The 17,053-nt window shown below is 69.1% G+C and carries 16 protein-coding genes; 11 read left to right on the top strand and 5 right to left on the bottom strand.

Going from position 1 to position 17,053, the window contains the following annotated elements; all coding sequences use genetic code 11:
- Window positions 1-7: 7 nt before the first annotated feature.
- Complete coding sequence (locus tag EGT29_RS00815) at window positions 8-841, bottom strand: IclR family transcriptional regulator (RefSeq protein ID WP_161567645.1); 834 nt, start codon at window positions 839-841, stop codon at window positions 8-10.
- Window positions 842-1,021: 180 nt separating this feature from the next.
- Between EGT29_RS00815 and EGT29_RS00810 the strand changes: the two genes are divergently transcribed.
- From EGT29_RS00810 to EGT29_RS00790, 5 genes are all read left to right on the top strand, one after another.
- Window positions 1,022-1,996, top strand: coding sequence for a tripartite tricarboxylate transporter substrate binding protein (locus tag EGT29_RS00810; protein ID WP_124687244.1), 975 nt, complete (start codon window positions 1,022-1,024; stop codon window positions 1,994-1,996).
- Window positions 1,993-2,631: a flavin reductase family protein gene (locus EGT29_RS00805; protein ID WP_202865576.1), complete on the top strand. Its 639-nt coding sequence runs from the start codon at window positions 1,993-1,995 to the stop codon at window positions 2,629-2,631. Before EGT29_RS00810 ends, EGT29_RS00805 begins: the two co-directional genes overlap by 4 nt.
- A 25-nt stretch (window positions 2,632-2,656) precedes the next feature.
- A complete protein-coding gene (locus EGT29_RS00800) occupies window positions 2,657-3,709 on the top strand; it encodes a 2,5-dihydroxypyridine 5,6-dioxygenase (RefSeq protein ID WP_124687243.1) in 1,053 nt (350 codons plus the stop codon).
- A gap of 33 nt (window positions 3,710-3,742) precedes the next feature.
- A complete protein-coding gene (locus tag EGT29_RS00795; RefSeq protein ID WP_124687242.1) occupies window positions 3,743-5,140 on the top strand; it encodes an amidase family protein in 1,398 nt (465 codons plus the stop codon).
- A gap of 70 nt (window positions 5,141-5,210) precedes the next feature.
- Window positions 5,211-5,738 carry an AAA family ATPase gene (locus EGT29_RS00790; RefSeq protein ID WP_124687241.1) on the top strand — a complete coding sequence of 176 codons (528 nt, stop codon included), beginning with the start codon at window positions 5,211-5,213 and terminating at the stop codon, window positions 5,736-5,738.
- Here the strand turns inward: EGT29_RS00790 and EGT29_RS00785 are convergent.
- Together EGT29_RS00785 and EGT29_RS00780 are read right to left on the bottom strand one after the other, a co-directional pair.
- The gene (locus tag EGT29_RS00785; RefSeq protein ID WP_161567644.1) at window positions 5,701-6,966 is read right to left on the bottom strand and encodes an FAD-dependent monooxygenase; all 1,266 of its coding nucleotides are present in this window, start codon (window positions 6,964-6,966) and stop codon (window positions 5,701-5,703) included. The genes EGT29_RS00790 and EGT29_RS00785 overlap by 38 nt on opposite strands.
- 218 nt (window positions 6,967-7,184) lie before the next feature.
- Complete coding sequence (locus tag EGT29_RS00780) at window positions 7,185-8,621, bottom strand: DEAD/DEAH box helicase (RefSeq protein WP_124692159.1); 1,437 nt, start codon at window positions 8,619-8,621, stop codon at window positions 7,185-7,187.
- Between the two features lie 426 nt (window positions 8,622-9,047).
- Between EGT29_RS00780 and EGT29_RS00775 the strand changes: the two genes are divergently transcribed.
- The 6 genes from EGT29_RS00775 (at window position 9,048) to speE (ending at window position 15,264) form a co-directional block, all read left to right on the top strand.
- The gene (locus tag EGT29_RS00775; RefSeq protein ID WP_124687239.1) at window positions 9,048-9,584 is read left to right on the top strand and encodes a cupin domain-containing protein; all 537 of its coding nucleotides are present in this window, start codon (window positions 9,048-9,050) and stop codon (window positions 9,582-9,584) included.
- Window positions 9,585-9,881: 297 nt separating this feature from the next.
- Window positions 9,882-10,775, top strand: a complete 894-nt coding sequence (locus EGT29_RS00770; protein WP_124687238.1) for an alpha/beta fold hydrolase — start codon at window positions 9,882-9,884, stop codon at window positions 10,773-10,775.
- Between the two features lie 2 nt (window positions 10,776-10,777).
- Window positions 10,778-11,578: an IclR family transcriptional regulator gene (locus EGT29_RS00765; protein ID WP_124687237.1), complete on the top strand. Its 801-nt coding sequence runs from the start codon at window positions 10,778-10,780 to the stop codon at window positions 11,576-11,578.
- Window positions 11,579-11,606: 28 nt separating this feature from the next.
- The gene (locus EGT29_RS00760) at window positions 11,607-12,413 is read left to right on the top strand and encodes an aspartate dehydrogenase (RefSeq protein ID WP_124687236.1); all 807 of its coding nucleotides are present in this window, start codon (window positions 11,607-11,609) and stop codon (window positions 12,411-12,413) included.
- A 362-nt stretch (window positions 12,414-12,775) separates the two neighbouring features.
- Window positions 12,776-13,780 carry a tripartite tricarboxylate transporter substrate binding protein gene (locus tag EGT29_RS00755; RefSeq protein WP_124687235.1) on the top strand — a complete coding sequence of 335 codons (1,005 nt, stop codon included), beginning with the start codon at window positions 12,776-12,778 and terminating at the stop codon, window positions 13,778-13,780.
- Between the two features lie 245 nt (window positions 13,781-14,025).
- Window positions 14,026-15,264, top strand: a complete 1,239-nt coding sequence (gene speE, locus EGT29_RS00750) for a polyamine aminopropyltransferase (protein WP_124687234.1) — start codon at window positions 14,026-14,028, stop codon at window positions 15,262-15,264.
- A 21-nt stretch (window positions 15,265-15,285) separates the two neighbouring features.
- Here the strand turns inward: speE and EGT29_RS00745 are convergent, their stop codons facing one another.
- Together EGT29_RS00745 and EGT29_RS00740 are read right to left on the bottom strand one after the other, a co-directional pair.
- Entirely contained in the window at window positions 15,286-16,260 is a 975-nt protein-coding gene (locus tag EGT29_RS00745; protein WP_124687233.1) for a tripartite tricarboxylate transporter substrate-binding protein, read from the bottom strand.
- Window positions 16,257-17,027: a hypothetical protein gene (locus EGT29_RS00740; RefSeq protein WP_124687232.1), complete on the bottom strand. Its 771-nt coding sequence runs from the start codon at window positions 17,025-17,027 to the stop codon at window positions 16,257-16,259. Before EGT29_RS00740 ends, EGT29_RS00745 begins: the two co-directional genes overlap by 4 nt.
- Between the last annotated feature and the right edge of the window lie 26 nt (window positions 17,028-17,053).

Here is a 17,053-nt window from a genome sequence, read left to right as displayed (position 1 = left end):
ACGGGAATCAGCCGCGCGACTTCAGGCCATGGCGTATCTGCGCGGCCAGTTCGGCCAGCCGGGGACCGACGTGTTCGACCAGCCGCTGGCGATCGACCACATAGGAAGAACCGCCCAGGATCAGGGCCATGGGCGGGTTGCCGTCGTTCAGTTCCAGCGGCACGCCCACGGCGTTGATTTCCTTTTCCCAGTCGCCCAGGGACAGCGTGAAGCCGCGCGCCTGGTAGTCCTTCAGGCCCTCCTGGATGCCCTTCAGGATCCGGGGCCACTGCGCGCCGTGGCGCACCTTCTCGGCGGCGAACAGCTTGTCGCGCTCGGGCCGGTCCATGACCGCGATCAGCGCGCGGCCCATGGCGGTCGTCACCAGCGGCGTGCGCGTTCCGGATTGCACGCTCATGATGAGCGCGCCGGAACCGCGCGTGTGTTCGAGATAGACGGCATCGGCCTCGTCCCGGTATCCCAGGGCGCAGCACAGGTTCAATTCTTCGGAGACCCGCTCCATCAACGGCGTGGCGACCTGCCGGATGTAGGACCCGGCCATCGCCCAATATCCAAGCGCCAGCGCGGACGTGCCCAGTTCGTAGCGGCCGGTCTGCGGCGAACAGGCCAGGTAGCCGAGGCGGGTCAGGGTATAGGTCAGCCGCGATACCGTGGGCTTGGTCAGCCCCGTGCGCTCGGCCAGTTCCTGGTTGCCCAGCGACGTGTCGCCCTGGGTGAAGGCCTTGAGGATGCTCAGCCCCCGGGCCAGCGCGGTCACGAATTGCCTGCCCGGATCCTCGTCGGCATCCGGCTCGGCAAATGGCACCGGGCTGATCGCCCTCGATTGGGAAGTTCCTCTCATCCGACCTGCTCGCAAACTTCGTTGACACGCGCAAAAGTTGTTGGGTAGGATACCCCAAAAGTTTGCGAAACTTAGTTTCGCATTGCGAACCACCAAGGAGACTGGGCCGCACGGCCCGGGTCGTACAAGCGCCCACGGCAGGGGAGCCGGGGGCTTCGCCACCATCATCAAGGGTCGAGCATGAACGTCAAAGCAGTCTTGAAAACCGCCATCGGGGCCATCGCGCTGGCAACCAGCCTGGGGGCCCATGCGGAATGGCCGGAACGGCCCATCACCCTGATCGTGCCCTGGCCCCCGGGCGGCGGGGTGGACGCGGCCGCGCGCCTGGCCGGCCCCATGCTGGCCAAGCAGCTCGGCCAGCAGGTGGTCGTGGTCAACCGCCCCGGCGCCACCGGCAGCATAGGCGCGGAATCCGTCGCCAAGGCCGACCCCGACGGCTACACCCTGCTGTGGAGTTCGCTGACCAGCCACGCGATCTACGCCTCGCTGTACGAACGCTCCGCGCCCTTCGACCTGGAGAAAAGCTTCACCCCGGTCTCGGTGTTCGGCAGCATCCCATTCGTGATCGTGGTCAATCCCGGCGTCAAGGCCACCTCCGTCCAGGAGCTCGTCGCGCTGGCCAAGGCCAAACCGGGCGCGCTGACCTTCGCCTCCAGCGGCAACGGCTCGGTACAGCACCTGGCCGGGGAAATGTTCAAGCGCGCCGCGGGCGTCGACCTGCTGCACGTTCCCTACAAGGGCATCTCGCCGTCGCTGCTCGACCTGGTGGGCGGGCAGGTGAACATGAGCATAGAAAGCCTGGCGGCCACGCTGCCCCACATCCGCAACCAGAAGCTGCGCGCGCTGGCCGTCGCCTCGCCCGAGCGCATCAGCCTGCTGCCCAATGTGCCGACCGCGACCGAGGCCGGCCTCAAGGGCTACGATGTCAGCGCCAAGCTGTTCGCGCTGGCCCCCGCCGGCACGCCCGCGCCCGTCATCGAGAAACTCGACCGGGCCTTCAAGCAGGTCTTCTCCGACAAGGCGGTGCAGGAACCGCTGCTGGCCCAGTCCATCATTACCCGCTATGCGTCGCCGGCGGAGTCGGCCAGGCTCATCCACGACGAACTGACCACCTTCAAGACCGTCATCCGCGAAGCCAACATCCGACCCGAGTGACCACGAAGATCCGCTACCTTCCCGACCAGACCGACCCGGCGCGCCTGTACAAGCTGGTGGCCGGGCTGGTCGTGCCCCGGCCCATCGCGCTGGTGTCCACGGTCGACCGCGACGGACGGGCCAACCTCGCTCCGTTCAGCTGGTTCAATGCCGTGTCCACGGATCCGCCCTACCTGTGCATCTCGATCGGCCGCCACGCCGGGGACCGTCCCAAGGACACGCTGAACAATATCCTCGCCACCGGGGAATTCGTGGTCAACCTGGTCGGCGAAGCCATCGCGCCACAGCAGGACGCCTGCGCCCAGGCGCACCCATCCGGCGTGGACGAGTTCCAGGCCTCGGGCCTGACGCCCGCGCCCGCCTCGCTGGTGCGTCCGCCCTGCGTGGCCGAGTCCAAGGCCTGGTTCGAATGCACGCTGACACAGGCGCTGCCGCTGCCGCGCGGCAGCTACACCCTGGTCCTGGGCGAGGTGGTCGCCATCCACGTGGATTCCGACGTGGTCGGCGCACAAGGCCGCATCGACATGGCCGCGCTGCGCGGCGTGGGACGGCTGGCCGGCCGGGACTACTGCCGGCTGGGGGATGCCTTCAGCCTGGAACACGATTCGTTCAATCGCTTCGGGCAGCGGCCATGACCGCGCCCGGCATCCCGGAGGCCGCATGCCCCTGAGTCCCTCGCAACTGACCCGCTGCTGGACGGACGTCCTGCAGCTCTCGAAGCTGGCCCCCGGCGAGAACGTGCTGATCCTGACCTCGCAGAACTCCGACCCGCGCGTGGTCGATGCCGCCGCCCGGGCCGCCGCCGCGCTGCAGGCGCGGGTGGTCAAGCTGGACATCGCGCCCAACTGGGATACCTGCGAAGTGGGTACCGATCCCACCGTGGTCAGCGGCGCTTCGCCCATCGACGACGACCCCATGGCGCTGGCCGCGATGAAGGCCGCCGACCTGGTCATCGACACCGTGTTCCTGCTGTTCACGCCGGGCCAGCGCGCGGTGCTGGAGTCCGGCACCCGCATGCTGCTGGCCTACGAGCCTCCGGAGGTCCTCGCGCGCGTCATGCCTTCGCCGGACGACCGGCGCCGCGTGCTGGCCGCGCGCGACGCCTACGCGCAGGGGCGCCGCATCACCGTCACTTCCGCGGCAGGCACCCGGCTCACGGCCTCCGTCGGCGCCTATCCCATCACCGCGGAATACGGCTACGTGGACAGCCCCGGCCGCTGGGACCACTGGCCCAGCGGCTTCGTCGCCCGCCTGCCCGACGACGGCACGGCCGAGGGCGTGGTGGTGCTGGCCCCGGGCGACATCATCCTGCCGTTCAAGAACTACGTGCAGACGCCCATCACGCTGGAGATCGAGCGCGGCGCCATCGTGCGCATCTCGGGCGGACTGGACGCCGAGTTCCTGGACGCCTACCTGAGCGGCTTCGACGACCCCGACGCCTATGCGGTGTCCCACCTGGGCTGGGGCCTGCAGCCCAAGGCCCGCTGGACCTCGCTCGGGCTGTACGACAAGGCCGCCACCATAGGCATGGAAGCACGGTCGTTCTACGGCAACTTCCTGTTTTCCACCGGCCCCGGCGGCAGCCGCCGCACCAAGGCGCACCTGGACATCCCCATGCGCAAATGCTCGTTCCACGTGGACGGCCAACCCATGGTCGTGGACGGCGACGTCGTGGCCCCCGACCAGCGCGTCGACGGCGCACGGCCGCAGTAGCGCGCCATCGACCAACCCAGGATTCCCACCAGCATGTCAGACCTGCCGTTCCTTTCCCTTGCTCAGCTCGCCCACGCCTTCGAACGCAAGGAGATCTCTCCGGTCGAGGCGCTCGAATCGCAGCTTGCCCGCATCGCCGCACTGAACGAGCGCATCAACGCGTTCACGATCCTGGACGAGGACCGCGCCCGCGCGGCGGCCCGCGCCAGCGAGTCGCGCTGGCAGCGCGGCGCGCCGCTCGGACCGCTGGACGGGGTGCCCTTCACCGCCAAGGACAACCTGATGGTGGCCGGGCTGCCCCACCGGCGCGGCTCGCGCGCGATGCCCGCCGACCCCGTGGCGGACACCGCGCCCGCGGTGCTGCGCTGCCAGGAAGGCGGCGCGGTGCTGCTGGGCCTGACCACCATGCCGGAACTGGGCGCGGGTCCGGTCACCATCAGTCCGCTTACCGGCGCCACCACCAATCCCTGGGACACGGCCAAGCAGGCCGGCGGGTCCTCGGGCGGCGGCGCGGCCTCGGTGTCGGCCGGCTTCTGCCCCTTCGCGCTGGGCTCGGACGCCGGCGGGTCGTTGCGCATTCCCGCGGCCCTGACCGGCGTGGTCGGCTTCAAGGCCACAGGCGGCCTGGTGCCCATGTATCCGCCCAACGTGGCCGGCGGCCTGTCCTGCGTCGGCCCGCTGGCCCGCAACGTACGGGACACCGCCACGGTGCTGGACATCATCGCCCGGCCCGATCCGCGCGATGCCATGTCGCTGCCCTGGCGGCCCGACGGCCTGGGCGCCGATCTCGAACTAGGCCTGCGCGGCAAGCGCGTCGCCCTCAGCCTGACCCTGGGCTACGCCCCCCGGGTCGACGCCGAGATCGCCCAGGCCTTCGGCCAGATGGGACGACGCCTGGCCGACCTGGGCGCCATCGTCGAAGAAGCCGATCCGGACATCGACAATCCCATCGACGACTACCTGGTCCTGCTGCAGGCGGGATACCGGTACGCGCTGCAGCACATGCCGGCGGAGCGGCGCGCGCTGCTGTCACCCGTCATGGCCGGCATCCTGGAGGACGGCGCCGGCCTGGCGCTGGAGGACTACATGGGTGCGCAGGCGCGCTGCCAGGACCTGGCGCGGCGCCTGCACGCCTTCCACCAGCGCTTCGACCTGCTGCTGACGCCCACGGTCGCGGCCCCCGCCTTCGACGCGAACCTGAGCTATCCGAAGGAGTTCGAGGAATTCCCCAACCGGCGGGCCTGGACGCCCTACACCTCGCTGTTCAACCTGACGCAGCAGCCCGCCATCAGCATCCCGATGGGACTGACCGCCGCCGGCCTGCCCATGGGCCTGCACATCGCCGCGCCGCGCGGCCACGATGCCCAGGTATTGCAAGCGGCGCACGCGCTGGAAGCGGTGCTGGGATTCGAGGCGCGCCCGCCGATCTGATCTCCGCCGGACTGGCCAGTGCGCGCGCCATCGAATAAAAAGGTGCCTGGATGTGAAGGACACCTTTTTCATGAAGCTTGCGAGCCTGGGGCCGCGCATCTGCATCGTCGGGCCCTCCAACAGCGGGAAGTCCACGCTGGCCGAGGCGATCGCCCGTAAACGCGGCCTGGAGCCGGTCCACCTCGACCGGCTCTACCACCTGCCCCATACCGACTGGGAACCCCGCCCCGCGCAGGAATTCACCGCCCTGCACGACGCGGCCATCGCGGGCGAGCGCTGGGTCATGGACGGCAACTATTCCAGCTGCATGCCGCAGCGCCTGCGGCGCGCGACCGGCGTGATCCTGCTGGACATCTCCACGCCGCTGAGCCTGCTGCGCTACCTGCGCCGCACCTGGTTCGAACGCGACCGGCGCGGCGCGCTGGACGGCGGCCGCGACAGCGTCAAGTGGGCGATGATCCACCATATCGCCGTGGTCACGCCGCGCAACCGCCGACTCTATGCGGAAATGGTCGAGGGGCTCGACCTACCCAAGGTGATGCTGCCGTCGGCGGCGGCGATCAGGCGATGCTACCGGCGGTGGGAACTGGCGCGCTAGCGGGCGCGGCGCCAAGTTTCTCGGCCACGGCCGCCTGGCAGTCGTAGCTGTACAGCCAGTCGACCCGGCGCCATTTCTCCTGGCTGTTGGTCAGCGCGGCCCAGCGGAACTTCAGGTTGCGCATGAACTTCTTCAGCGGATCGGTCTGGTGGAACATGCGGCCCGCCTCGCGCGAGCCCAGTTGCACGCGCGCCGTGCGCGCGGTGCGCAGCTCCTCGTAGGCCTTGAGCGCCGCGGCCGGATCGTGCGGCAGCCCGGCCAGGCACAGCGCCAGCACATGGCCGTCCTCGATGCTTTGCGAGCCGCCCTGCGACAGGAAGGGCACCATGGGATGGGCCGCGTCGCCCAGCAGCGTCACCCGGCCGCGGGTCCACACAGGCCAGGGATCGCGGTCATACAGCGCCCACTTGAAGACGTCGTCGGTGGCCTCGATCAAGCCGCGCACGATGGGGTGCCAGCCGTCGAACTCCTTCAGCACCTCGGCCTTGTCGCCGCGCGCCGACCACGATTCGAGCCGCCACTGGCCCGCCGGCACGATGCCGATCCAGTTGATGCGCCGGCCCGCCGACACGTAGTAGTTCACGAAGTGCCGGTGCGGTCCCCACCAGGCGTTGACGTTCTTCTCGATGCCCAGGTGGCGCGCGCGATCCGCATCCGCCATGCCCCGCCAGGCGAGCAGCCCGGTGAAGCGCGGATCCTGTCCTTCCAGCAACTGGCCGCGCACGACCGAATGCACGCCGTCGGCCCCGACCAGCACGTCGCCTTCCACGGTCTCGCCCGACTCCAGGACCACGCGCACCCCCGCCGCGTCCTGCGCATACGTCTTGACGCGCTGCGCCAGCCGCACGTTCTCGCGCCCGTACGCATCGATCAGGGCATTGTGCAGATCGGCGCGATGCACATGGTAGTAGGGCGCGCCGTAGCGCTGCGCGCACTCCGGCCCCAGCGGGAAATCGCGGATGGTACGGCCGCTGGCCCAATCGCGCGACCGGGTGGCCAGCGGCGCCACCGCCACGGCTTCCAGCGCCGGGGCGATGCCCAGGTCGTGCAGGACCTTGACGGCATTGGGGCCGAGCTGGATGCCCGCGCCGACCTCCTTCAGGACCGCCGTCTGTTCCAGCACCTCGATGTGGCGAAAACCCAGTTTCCTGAGAGCCAGGGCCGCCGTCAGCCCTCCTATGCCCGCGCCGGCGATCAGGATGCGCGGTTGGTCGTGGGGCGCTTTCATGCGTGCTGTTTCTCGCTGTAGGACATGAGAGGATGGCTGGACATAGTACGTTCGCATTGCGAAACTAAGTTTCGCAAATAGTGTACGAGCGTAGCCATCCGGCGTCAACGCGCAAAGTGCGGGGTACGGGACGCGGACGGGTCGAAAACGAAGGGGAGGGAAGAAACGACGGCACACGCCCTCCGGACCGCGCAAGCGATCCGGAGGGCGTGGGGGACTCAGCCCTGCGTCTTGGGCGTGAAGAGGGCGGGGCGGCGGGCGCCGCCGTTGCGAGCTTCGCCGGCGGGACGAAGCCGCGCCCTGGGAAGCCGGCGCGGCGTGGCGCGGCTGGGCCGGACGGGCCTGGCTGGGCTGGGCGAGGCCGGCCGGCTGGCCGGGCCCTGCCCGCGCGCGGCGCCCTGTCCACGGCCGCCGCCGGACGGCTGGCGGCCACCCGAACCATGGCCGGCGGACTGCCCACGGCCGCCGTCGCGCGGCGCGCCCTGGCGTCCCTGGCCCTGGCGCGGCGCATGCGAACGCGGCGGGCGGTCGGCCCGCTCGTCGCGGTCGGGCGCCGACACGGTGAAGGCGGGCAGGGGCTCGCGGTCGATCTTGCGCTTGATCAGCTTCTCGATGTCGGCCAGCAGCTTGCCTTCCTCGCCGTCGACCAGCGACACCGCGGCACCCGTCGCGCCCGCGCGGCCGGTCCGGCCGATGCGGTGCACGTAGTCCTCGGGCACGTTGGGCAACTCGAAATTCACCACCTGCGGCAACTGGTCGATGTCCAGGCCGCGCGCCGCGATGTCGGTCGCCACCAGCACTTCCACCGAGCCGTCCTTGAACCCGGCCAGCGCCTTGGTCCGCGCGGACTGGCTCTTGTTGCCATGGATGGCGGCGGCGGGAACGCCGTCCTTGACCAGCTTCTCGGCCAGCCGGTTGGCGCCGTGCTTGGTGCGCGTGAACACCAGCACCTGCTTCCAGCCATTGCTGCGCACCAGGTGGCTGAGCAGGTCGCGCTTCTGTTCCTTCTGCACCAGCAGCACCGACTGGCGCACCAGTTCGGAGGCGGTGTTGCGCCGCGCGACCGAGACCTCGCCCGGATCGTTCAGCACGCCCTTGGCCAGGGCGCGGATCTCATCGGAGAAGGTGGCCGAGAACAACAGGTTCTGGCGCTTGGACGGCAGCAGCGCGAGGATCTTGCGGATGTCGCGGATGAAGCCCATGTCCAGCATGCGGTCGGCTTCGTCCAGCACCAGGATCTCGACACCGGACAGGTCCAGCGTCTTCTGGCCCACGTGGTCCAGCAGGCGGCCGGGGGTCGCGACCAGGATGTCCACCGGCTTCTTCAGCGCGCTGATCTGCGGATTGATGTTGACGCCGCCGAACATCACCATGGACTTGAGCGGCAGGTACTTGCCGTAGATCTGTACGGATTCCTCGACCTGTGCGGTCAGTTCGCGCGTGGGCGTCAGGATCAGGCAGCGCGGACGGCCCGGACGCATCTGCGCGGGGCGGTTGGACGACAGCAGGTGCAGCAGGGGCAGGGTGAAGCCGGCAGTCTTGCCGGTGCCGGTCTGCGCGGCAGCCAGCAGGTCGCCCCCCTTCAGCACCTGGGGAATGGCCTGGGCCTGGATGGGGGTAGGATGGGTATAACCGGCGTCGGCGATGGCGCGCATCAGCGGCTCGGCCAGGCCAAGGTCGGCAAACGAAATATCGGAAGTAATCAAGACAACTCCAGCGACGGCCCGTCGCTCAAGCTGAGTGACTCCAATCGAGGCTGACGTATGTGGTAACTGGGGGTAGGCCGGCCGGAAAACGGCTGCCCGGGTGGACCCCGGGAGACAAGGCGCGTGGCGCCTGGCCGGATGCACGCCCGGATTGGAGCCAGGCGCAGGCTGCGATTGTACCCGGGAATGGCGACTTGGTGTTTACCCTAGTGACGATTTCACCAATAGGGCGTATATTTAGGCTTGTTTCACTATTAAATCCGCGTTTTACATATAAAACGCGTGGCAGTGACAGCGAACACACCGCGGCGGGCGCCTTCCGCACCCGCCTTCACCCGCTCTCGCGGCGCCTAGCCGCCCATGCAGGAGTACACCATGACGGATATGTCCGAACAACAGCAAGTCGCCCGCAGCTGGGACCGCCCTGAAGGCGCTGACTTCGAGACCTGGATGAACTCGCGCGTCGCGCGGTTCTCGACCCGCAAGTACGACTGGGACGCCCTGAAGTTCCAGGCCGACTTCGATCCCAAGTACGGCCGTGCGCAAATGCGCTACGTCGGTACGGGCGGCACCGGCGTCGCCGCCGACTCGAACACCGTGCCTTCCGAGCACTTCACGTTCTCGACCATGGTGATCCCGGCGGGCCACGAAGGCCCCCCGCACCTGCACACCGACGTCGAGGAAATCTTCTTCGTCATCCGCGGCAAGCTCAAGGTGGTCCTGGAGAAGGACGGCGAGCGCTTCGAAACCATCCTGACCGATCGCGACCTGGTGTCGGTGCCTCCGGGCGTGTACCGCGAGGAAATCAACATCGGCGACGAAGACGCCCTGATGTGTGTGATGCTGGGCGCCAAGAAGCCCATCACGCCGACCTACCCGCCCGAGCACCCGCTGGCTAAGATCAAGCGGTAATAGGTCCCCCCCTACGCGCTGACGCGCGCCCCCAGGGGCGGCACTGGCGGACCGGCAGGGAAGCCCACCCCCAAGCGGCCTTCGGCCGCTCCCCCTCAAGGGGGCGGCACCGGCGGACCGGCAAAGCCGGATCCGCTGTGCCCTGGGGTAACAACAGGCTGGCGAGGGGCGGCGTGCTTGCCGCTTTTTTGCCGTCTGCGGACGTGCTCCCGCAGGGTGGCACGACGCACGGATACAATGCCGCGCTTTCGTGTTCGTGGCCGAAGGGGTCGCGGGCGCAAGAAGGAATTTAGGACGATGCAGACCGATACGTTGGCGCCGGAACCGTCGCCGGAAACGCTGGAGTTGCTCAATAGCCGTTTCGCCGAGAAGTCGGTGCAGACGGCCGGGGGCGTGCAGTGTTATCGCGAGGCGGGCACGCCGGGCGCGGACGGCATGGCCATCGTGCTGTTGCATGGCATCGGCTCGGGCGCGGGCTCGTGGCTGCATGCGGCGCTGAAGTTGGCCGAACGCGCGCGCGTGATCGCCTGGGACGCGCCGGGCTACGGCAATTCGGCGCGGCTGGCGCCGGCCTCGCCGGGCGCCGGAGACTACGCACAGCGGCTGCACCAGATGCTCGATGCGCTGGACATCGAACGCTGCGTGCTGGTGGGCCATTCGCTCGGCACGCTGATGGCCACGGCCTATGCGCATGACCTGGGCAAACAGCGGGTCGCGCGGCTGGTGCTGCTGAGCCCCACCCGCGGCTACGGCAATCCGGCGCTGGCCGAGCGCCAGGAAGCGGTGCGCGCCGAGCGGCTGCGCACGCTGGAACAGGTCGGCATCGCCGGCATGGCGCGCACGCGCCCCGCCAAGATGCTGTCGTCCGAACCCAGCGCCGAGGCCCTGGCCTGGGTGCGCTGGAACATGGAGCGCCTGGATACCGCCGGCTACCGCCAGGCGATCGAGATGCTGTGCAACGCCGACATGACCGGCTACGCGCCGGCGCCCGTGCCGGTCGAGGTCCATTCCGGCGACCAGGACACCGTTACGATCCCGGCCAACTGCCGCGCCATCGCCGAGATGTTCGGCGCCCCCTACGGCTCCATCGCCGTGGCCGGCCACGCCTGCCACATCGAGCGGCCCGAAGCGGTCGCGGCCATCCTGGAAGGCGCGCACGCCGCGGCCACCGCCGGCGCCACGCCCCGCTGACCATGAACGACGCCGCCATCAGCGAAGACATTCCGGAGCGCTACATCGTCCCGGGCCTGGAGCGCGGCCTGCGGCTGCTCAGCCACTTCAGCCGCCAGAACCGCACGCTGTCGGCGCCCGAGTTCGCGCGCAAGATGGGCCTGCCCCGCTCCACCGTGTTCCGGCTGCTGACCACGCTGGAAGCGCTGGGTTTCATCGAGCGCACCGAGGGCGGCCGCAACTACCGGCTGGGCATGGCCGTGCTGAGCCTGGGCTTCGAATACCTGGCCTCGCTGGAACTGACCGAACTCGGATCGCCGCTGCTGCAGCGCCTGCGGGACGAGATCGGCTATTCCTGCAACCTGGTGGTGCGCGACGGCCGCTCCATCGTCTACGTCGCGAAGGTCTCGGCCCCCACGCTGTTCCCCAGCGCGGTCAACCTGGGCACGCGCCTGCCCGCGCACGCCACCGTGCTCGGCCGCGTGATGCTGACCGACCTGGACCGCCAGGAAATGGGCGAACTCTATCCCGACGAGGAGCTGGAGGTCTATTCGCCCAGCACGCCGCCCACGCTGACGGCGCTGCACGGCCTGCTGGCCCAGGACCGGACCAACGGCTATGCCATGGGCGCCGGCTTCTACGAACCCAGCATCACCAGCATCGCCACGCCGGTGCGCGACCATACCGGCCGCGTGATCGCGGCGCTGGGCGCCGCACTGCCGTCCTCGCGCGTCGAGCAAGCGCGCGTGTCCGAGCTGATCGGCCGGGTGCGCGGTACCGCCGACGAGCTGTCGCGCCTGCTCAACTATTCACCATCCCATTGACCGGGCAACGCATCGCCCAGGAGCCAACATGCTACGAATCACGATGATCGGGTCGGGGGCCATCGGCCTCTCCGTCCTGTCGCTGCTGAAGAACGATCCCGACGTGTCGATCGACAGCGTCATCGTCGCCCCCGACACGCTGGACCAGGCCCGCGAGCAGGTCGCCGCGATCGCTCCCCAGGCCCAGGTCGTGACCGGCCTGGCCGAAGTCGCCCAGCGCCCCGACCTGCTGGTCGAATGCGCCGGCCATGGCGCGCTGCGCGCGCACGTGCTGCCCGCGCTCGAACAAGGCATCCCCTGCGTGGTGGTGTCCATCGGCGCGCTGTCCGACGTCGAACTGGCGCGCCAGCTGGAAGAAGCGGCCAAGCGCGGCAAGACCCAGGTGCAGCTCCTGTCCGGCGCCATCGGCGGCATCGACGCGCTGGCCGCGGCCAGGATCGGTGGCCTGGACTCGGTGGTCTACACCGGCCGCAAGCCGGCCCTGGCCTGGAAGGACACGCCGGCCGACGGGCAGTTCAAGCTCGAGGCGCTGACCGAACCCACGGTGATCTTCGAAGGCCCCGCCGGCGAAGCCGCGCGGCTGTTCCCGAAGAACGCCAACGTCGCCGCCACGCTGTCGCTGGCCGGCCTCGGCCTGGACCGCACCCAGGTGCGCCTGATCGCCGATCCCACCAGCAAGGAAAACGTGCACAACGTGCAAGCCAGCGGCGCCTTCGGCAGCTTCGAGATCACCATGCGGGGCAAGCCGCTCGCGGCCAACCCCAAGACTTCCGCCCTGACTGTCTATAGCGTCGTGCGCGCCATCGGCAATCAGGCGCATGCAGTGGCCATATAACCCCCCCCTACGCGCTTACGCGCGCCCCCCAGGGGGCGATGCGGGTGGACCGGCAAAGCCGGATCCACCGCATCCTGGGGTAACAATAGGCAGACGGAGAACAGTGTTCTTCTTGTCGAGGCCTATATGCGAGAGGGTCGGAGGAGCAGATCCATCTCGCCCTGTCTGAAGCTCATTACTCGGCGTAAGACTGAGCTCGGTCAGGTTATTCAAGGCGGGAAAAACGCCATTTTCCGCCAGCCTGGTTTTACCCCTGGGCGCCGCGGATCCGGCTTTGCCGGTCCGCCAGCGCCGCCCCCTTGAGGGGGCGCCCGTCAGGGCGTAGGGGGTGGGCACTTATTGTCATGGAGTAGTAGTTCATCATGTTTAAGACTAGCACTCGCCTGGTTGCCGGCGCGCTGTTCGCGGCGGTCGCCACGGCTTCTTTCGCCCAGGCTCCCGCGGCCGACGACGCCGCCGCCAAGGCCTCGCTCAAGCACGGCCCGTTCCGCATCATCGCCCCGTTCCCGCCGGGCGGCCCCGTGGACGTGCTGGCCCGCCTGCTGGGCACCGGCCTGCAGAATGAATACGGCCAGAGCGCCGTCGTGGACAACCGTCCCGGCGCCAACGGCAACATCGGCATCGACGCGGTCAAGCGCGCCGCCGGCGACGGCCACACGCTGCTGGTCGTGCCGGCCGGCAACATGACCATCAACCCGACGCTGATGGCCAACCTGCCCTACAACGTCGACAAGGACTTCACCGCGGTCGCGATGATGGCCAAGGCGCCCAACGTGGTCGCCGTGTTCCCCTCGGTTCCCGCCAAGAACATCCAGGAACTGATCGCGCTGACCAAGTCCAAGCCCGGCACCATGGCCTACGGCTCGCCCGGCGTGGGCAGCGGCCTGCACCTGGCTGGCGAACTGTTCAAGGATGCCACCGGCGCCGACCTGCTGCACGTTCCCTACAAGGGCACGACCCAGGCACTGAACGACGCGCTGGGCGGCCAGATCCAGGTCATCTTCGGCGCGCTGCCGACCCTGATGCCCCAGATCAAGTCCGGCAAGCTGCGCGCGCTGGCCCTGACCGGCTCCGAGCGCTCGCCCATCATGCCCGAGATCCCCACCCTGGCCGAAGCCGGCGTGAAGGGCGTGAACGTGGTGTCCTGGTACGGCCTGTACGTGCCCAGCTCGACCCCGGCGAACGTGTCCGGCCAGCTGGCGCGCGACGTGACCAAGGTCTTGAGCAACCCCGCCACGCTGGAGACGCTGAAGGCCCAGGGCCTGGAGCTGTCGCCGCTGCGCCTGGACGCTTTCCGCAAGTTCCAGGCCGACGAGACCGCGACCTGGGAAAAGGTGATCAAGTCGCACAACATCACCGCCGGCTGACGAACGCCTCGGGGCCTGCGCCCCGCGCATGCATCACCGACGACCCCTCGCCCCGGCGAGGGGTTTTTTTTCGCGTTGCGCCCGTCTCGCACATCCAGATGGGTTGGGGTAGACTCGGCCATTTTTGCCCAGCCGTTCCGCACGGAACGGGCCATCGCCGCTCGAATCGGAAGCCTCTGGTTTCCGGGCTTTCGTAGTGCCCATCCCCTTGGTCGCAAGACTCTTTTCCAAGGAGCATCGACACCATGCAAGGCCTGCACCTTACCGCAGATCTTTATCATTGCGCCTGCGATACCGTCCTGATGACGGACGCCGAAACCCTGGCGCACCTTTGCCGCCGCCACACGCTCGACGCCGGACTCACCCTGGTCGACGAAAAGTGGCACACCTTTCCCGAGTTCCAAGGCCAGCCCGGCGGCGTGACGGGCATGCTGCTGCTGGCCGAATCGCACCTGGCCGTCCATACCTGGCCCGAACGCAACGGCGTGACGCTGGACGTCTACGTCTGCAATTTCCAGGAAGACAATTCGCGCAAGGCCGAGGCGCTGATGAAAGCGCTGGTGGAAGCCTTCCGGCCGAGCGACATGCAGCGCCAGCACCTGAGCCGCGGCGACGTCGACGGTCCGGCGGACGCGGGCGAACTGGTGTTCGAGGACGTCGCCGGCCAGGCATATTTCGGCTTTCGCTTCGATCGCCGCATCCTCAGCCGGCAGACCGCCTACCAAAGGCTGGAACTGCTGGAGTCCGCGACGCTGGGCCGCACCCTGCGGCTGGACGGCCGCTACATGACCTCCGAGGCCGAGGAATTCTTCTATCACGAGGCCCTGGTGCATCCCGCCGCCACGGCCCACCCCGCGCCGCGGTCCGCCCTGATCATAGGCGGCGGCGACGGCGGCGCGCTGGAGGAATTACTCAAGCATCGCGGCATCGAACAGGCCACGCTGGTCGACCTGGACAGCGAGGTCATCGACGTGGCGCGCCGGTATCTGCAGAAGATCCATCGCGGTGCCCTGGACGATCCGCGCGCCACGGTGCTGGTCGAGAACGGCGTGGACTTCCTTGCGCGCACGTCCGACCGCTATGACCTGATCCTGCTCGACCTGACCGATCCGGACACGCCGGCAGGACCGCTCTATACCCCCGAGTTCTTCCGCGGCTGCAAGCATGCGCTGGCGCCGGGCGGGGCCCTGGTGCTGCACATGGGTTCGCCCTTCCACCAGCCGGAGCAGGTGCGCGAGCTGTGCGGGACGCTGCGCGGCCAGTTCGCGCACGTGCGGCCCTACGGCGTACACATCCCGCTATACGGCACCTACTGGGGCCTGGCGGTGGCTTCGGACGCGCTGGACCCGGACGCGGTGCCGGGCGAAACGATCCACGCGCGCCTGGAGGAACGCGGGATCGACGACCTGGAGTACTACAACGCGCGGGTGCACGGCGCGCTGTTCGCGCTGCCGAACTACTACCGCCGGCTTACCCTGGACTGAAGCGCCGGCCCTTGGCGCCCGTCATTGCCTGACCCAACCCGAGGCGGCAATGATGGGCTCCCACTGCTCCAGCTCCGAGGCGATGCGCTGCCGCAAGGCCGACGGCGGGCCGGGCCGGGGATCGAACACCACCGCCGCCATGCGCTCGCGCACCTTGGGCACGTCCAGCGCCTGGTTCAGCGCGGCATTGAAGCGGGCGACCAGCGGTTGCGGCGTTCCTGCCGGCGCGAACAGGCCCACCCAGAAATCCAGCCGCAGCGGATAGCCCGACTCGGCCGCCGTGGGCACCTCGGGCAGCAGGCCGGAGCGACGCTCGCCCGTCACGGCGATCACGCGCAGCTTGCCGGCGCGATGGAACTCCAGGAAATCGCCCAGTGCCGTGATGCCCGCCGCGATGTGTCCCCCGGCCAGGTCCTGCACCATGGGCACCGAACCGCGATAGGGCACCGCCGACAAGGGCAGCTTTTGCAACCTGGCCAGCGCGTCCAGCTGGAACTGCGGCTTGCTTCCCGGGGCTGAAACGCCCACGCCGCCGGCCGACGGATGCGCCTGCACGTGGCGCATCAGGTCGCGCAGGTCCTTGATACCGCTCGCTTGGCTGACGGCCAGCGCCCCCGCGTAGTCGGCCACCATGCCGACCGGCGCGAAGTCCGTCCGGCTGTCGAAGCCGGGCTTAGCCACGGTCAGCGGCACGATGACGGCGGTATGGTCGGGCGCGACCATCAGCGTACGGCCGTCCGGCGCGGCGCGCTTGAGCGCCTGGGCCGCCAGTTGTCCGCCCGCGCCGGCCAGGGTCTCGACCACCACGGGCACGCCCAGGTCGCCCTGCATCTGCTCGGCCACCAGCCGCGCGACCACATCGATGGTGCCGCCGGCGGGAAAGCCGACCAGTATCCTGACCGGCCCCGGCACCGCCGGCGCGGCGGCCGGAACGGCGCAGGGCAGCGCCAGCAGGGTGGCGGCAAGCAGGTGACGCACTACGCGCAGCGATGTCATGAAGCACTCCGGAAGGATGGCAACAGCACCTGACGCGATACGCGCCGGGCATCGACTTCTATCTCGATATCGCACACCGGCGGCCGCACCCAGTGCCAGTCCAGCCCGCCCGCGAGCAGGCCGCGGCGCGCGAACTCCGACGCGATGGCCGGATACAGGTCATGGACGGTGTACAGGCTCATGTCCGTGACGTCGTGCGCCGACACGCCCAGCGCGTCGAAGCGCGATTGCAGGTCGCCCAGCGCGAAGCGCAGCTTGTCGATCAGCGCATCGGGCGAGGTTTCCCCCAACCGCACGATGCTTGCGCGGTAGTTGGGCCGGTCCGGACATTCGGCCGCGCCCGAGGTCACGAAATCGGCCGGGCCCTCCGTTTGCGTGGGCACGGTGTAGCTGAACGCGTAGAAACCCGGTTCGGCGGGCGCATCGGCTTCCGGGATCAGGTTGCATCGTGCGACGGGATTCGCCTCGTCCTTGAACAACCCCCACTCGGCCAGCGGCTGCACGTAGCGGCGGTTGAAGGCGACGAACTCGGGTTCGCTCATGGGCGCGGGCGAGCGCAGCTCGCAGGCGCACAGCGCGGTAGGCGGCCGGCCCACGGCCGCCAGATGGTCGCGGATGCGGCCGAAGCCCTCGGCCAGCGGCACCGGCCGGGCAAATCGCGCCCGCTCGATGGCATGGCCCGCGTCGGCGATGACGGCGGCGCTGTACTGGAATCCTCCGGGCAGGTAGCGATAGTTGCCCGGAGCGAATGCGATGAGTTCCGCCATGGATGAGAGCCCTTCGTAGAAGACAT

Source organism: Pigmentiphaga sp. H8, from assembly GCF_003854895.1.
GTDB lineage: Bacteria > Pseudomonadota > Gammaproteobacteria > Burkholderiales > Burkholderiaceae_B > Pigmentiphaga.
This window is presented reverse-complemented; position numbering and strand designations above follow the sequence as displayed.

Coding starts and splice junctions, on each gene's coding strand:
- EGT29_RS00815 (WP_161567645.1), bottom strand. CDS start 841: ATGAGAGGAACTTCCCAATCGAGGGCGATCAGCCCGGTGCCATTTGCC.
- EGT29_RS00810 (WP_124687244.1), top strand. CDS start 1,022: ATGAACGTCAAAGCAGTCTTGAAAACCGCCATCGGGGCCATCGCGCTG.
- EGT29_RS00800 (WP_124687243.1), top strand. CDS start 2,657: ATGCCCCTGAGTCCCTCGCAACTGACCCGCTGCTGGACGGACGTCCTG.
- EGT29_RS00795 (WP_124687242.1), top strand. CDS start 3,743: ATGTCAGACCTGCCGTTCCTTTCCCTTGCTCAGCTCGCCCACGCCTTC.
- EGT29_RS00790 (WP_124687241.1), top strand. CDS start 5,211: ATGAAGCTTGCGAGCCTGGGGCCGCGCATCTGCATCGTCGGGCCCTCC.
- EGT29_RS00785 (WP_161567644.1), bottom strand. CDS start 6,966: ATGAAAGCGCCCCACGACCAACCGCGCATCCTGATCGCCGGCGCGGGC.
- EGT29_RS00780 (WP_124692159.1), bottom strand. CDS start 8,621: ATGCGCGCCATCGCCGACGCCGGTTATACCCATCCTACCCCCATCCAG.
- EGT29_RS00775 (WP_124687239.1), top strand. CDS start 9,048: ATGACGGATATGTCCGAACAACAGCAAGTCGCCCGCAGCTGGGACCGC.
- EGT29_RS00770 (WP_124687238.1), top strand. CDS start 9,882: ATGCAGACCGATACGTTGGCGCCGGAACCGTCGCCGGAAACGCTGGAG.
- EGT29_RS00765 (WP_124687237.1), top strand. CDS start 10,778: ATGAACGACGCCGCCATCAGCGAAGACATTCCGGAGCGCTACATCGTC.
- EGT29_RS00760 (WP_124687236.1), top strand. CDS start 11,607: ATGCTACGAATCACGATGATCGGGTCGGGGGCCATCGGCCTCTCCGTC.
- EGT29_RS00755 (WP_124687235.1), top strand. CDS start 12,776: ATGTTTAAGACTAGCACTCGCCTGGTTGCCGGCGCGCTGTTCGCGGCG.
- speE (WP_124687234.1), top strand. CDS start 14,026: ATGCAAGGCCTGCACCTTACCGCAGATCTTTATCATTGCGCCTGCGAT.
- EGT29_RS00745 (WP_124687233.1), bottom strand. CDS start 16,260: ATGACATCGCTGCGCGTAGTGCGTCACCTGCTTGCCGCCACCCTGCTG.
- EGT29_RS00740 (WP_124687232.1), bottom strand. CDS start 17,027: ATGGCGGAACTCATCGCATTCGCTCCGGGCAACTATCGCTACCTGCCC.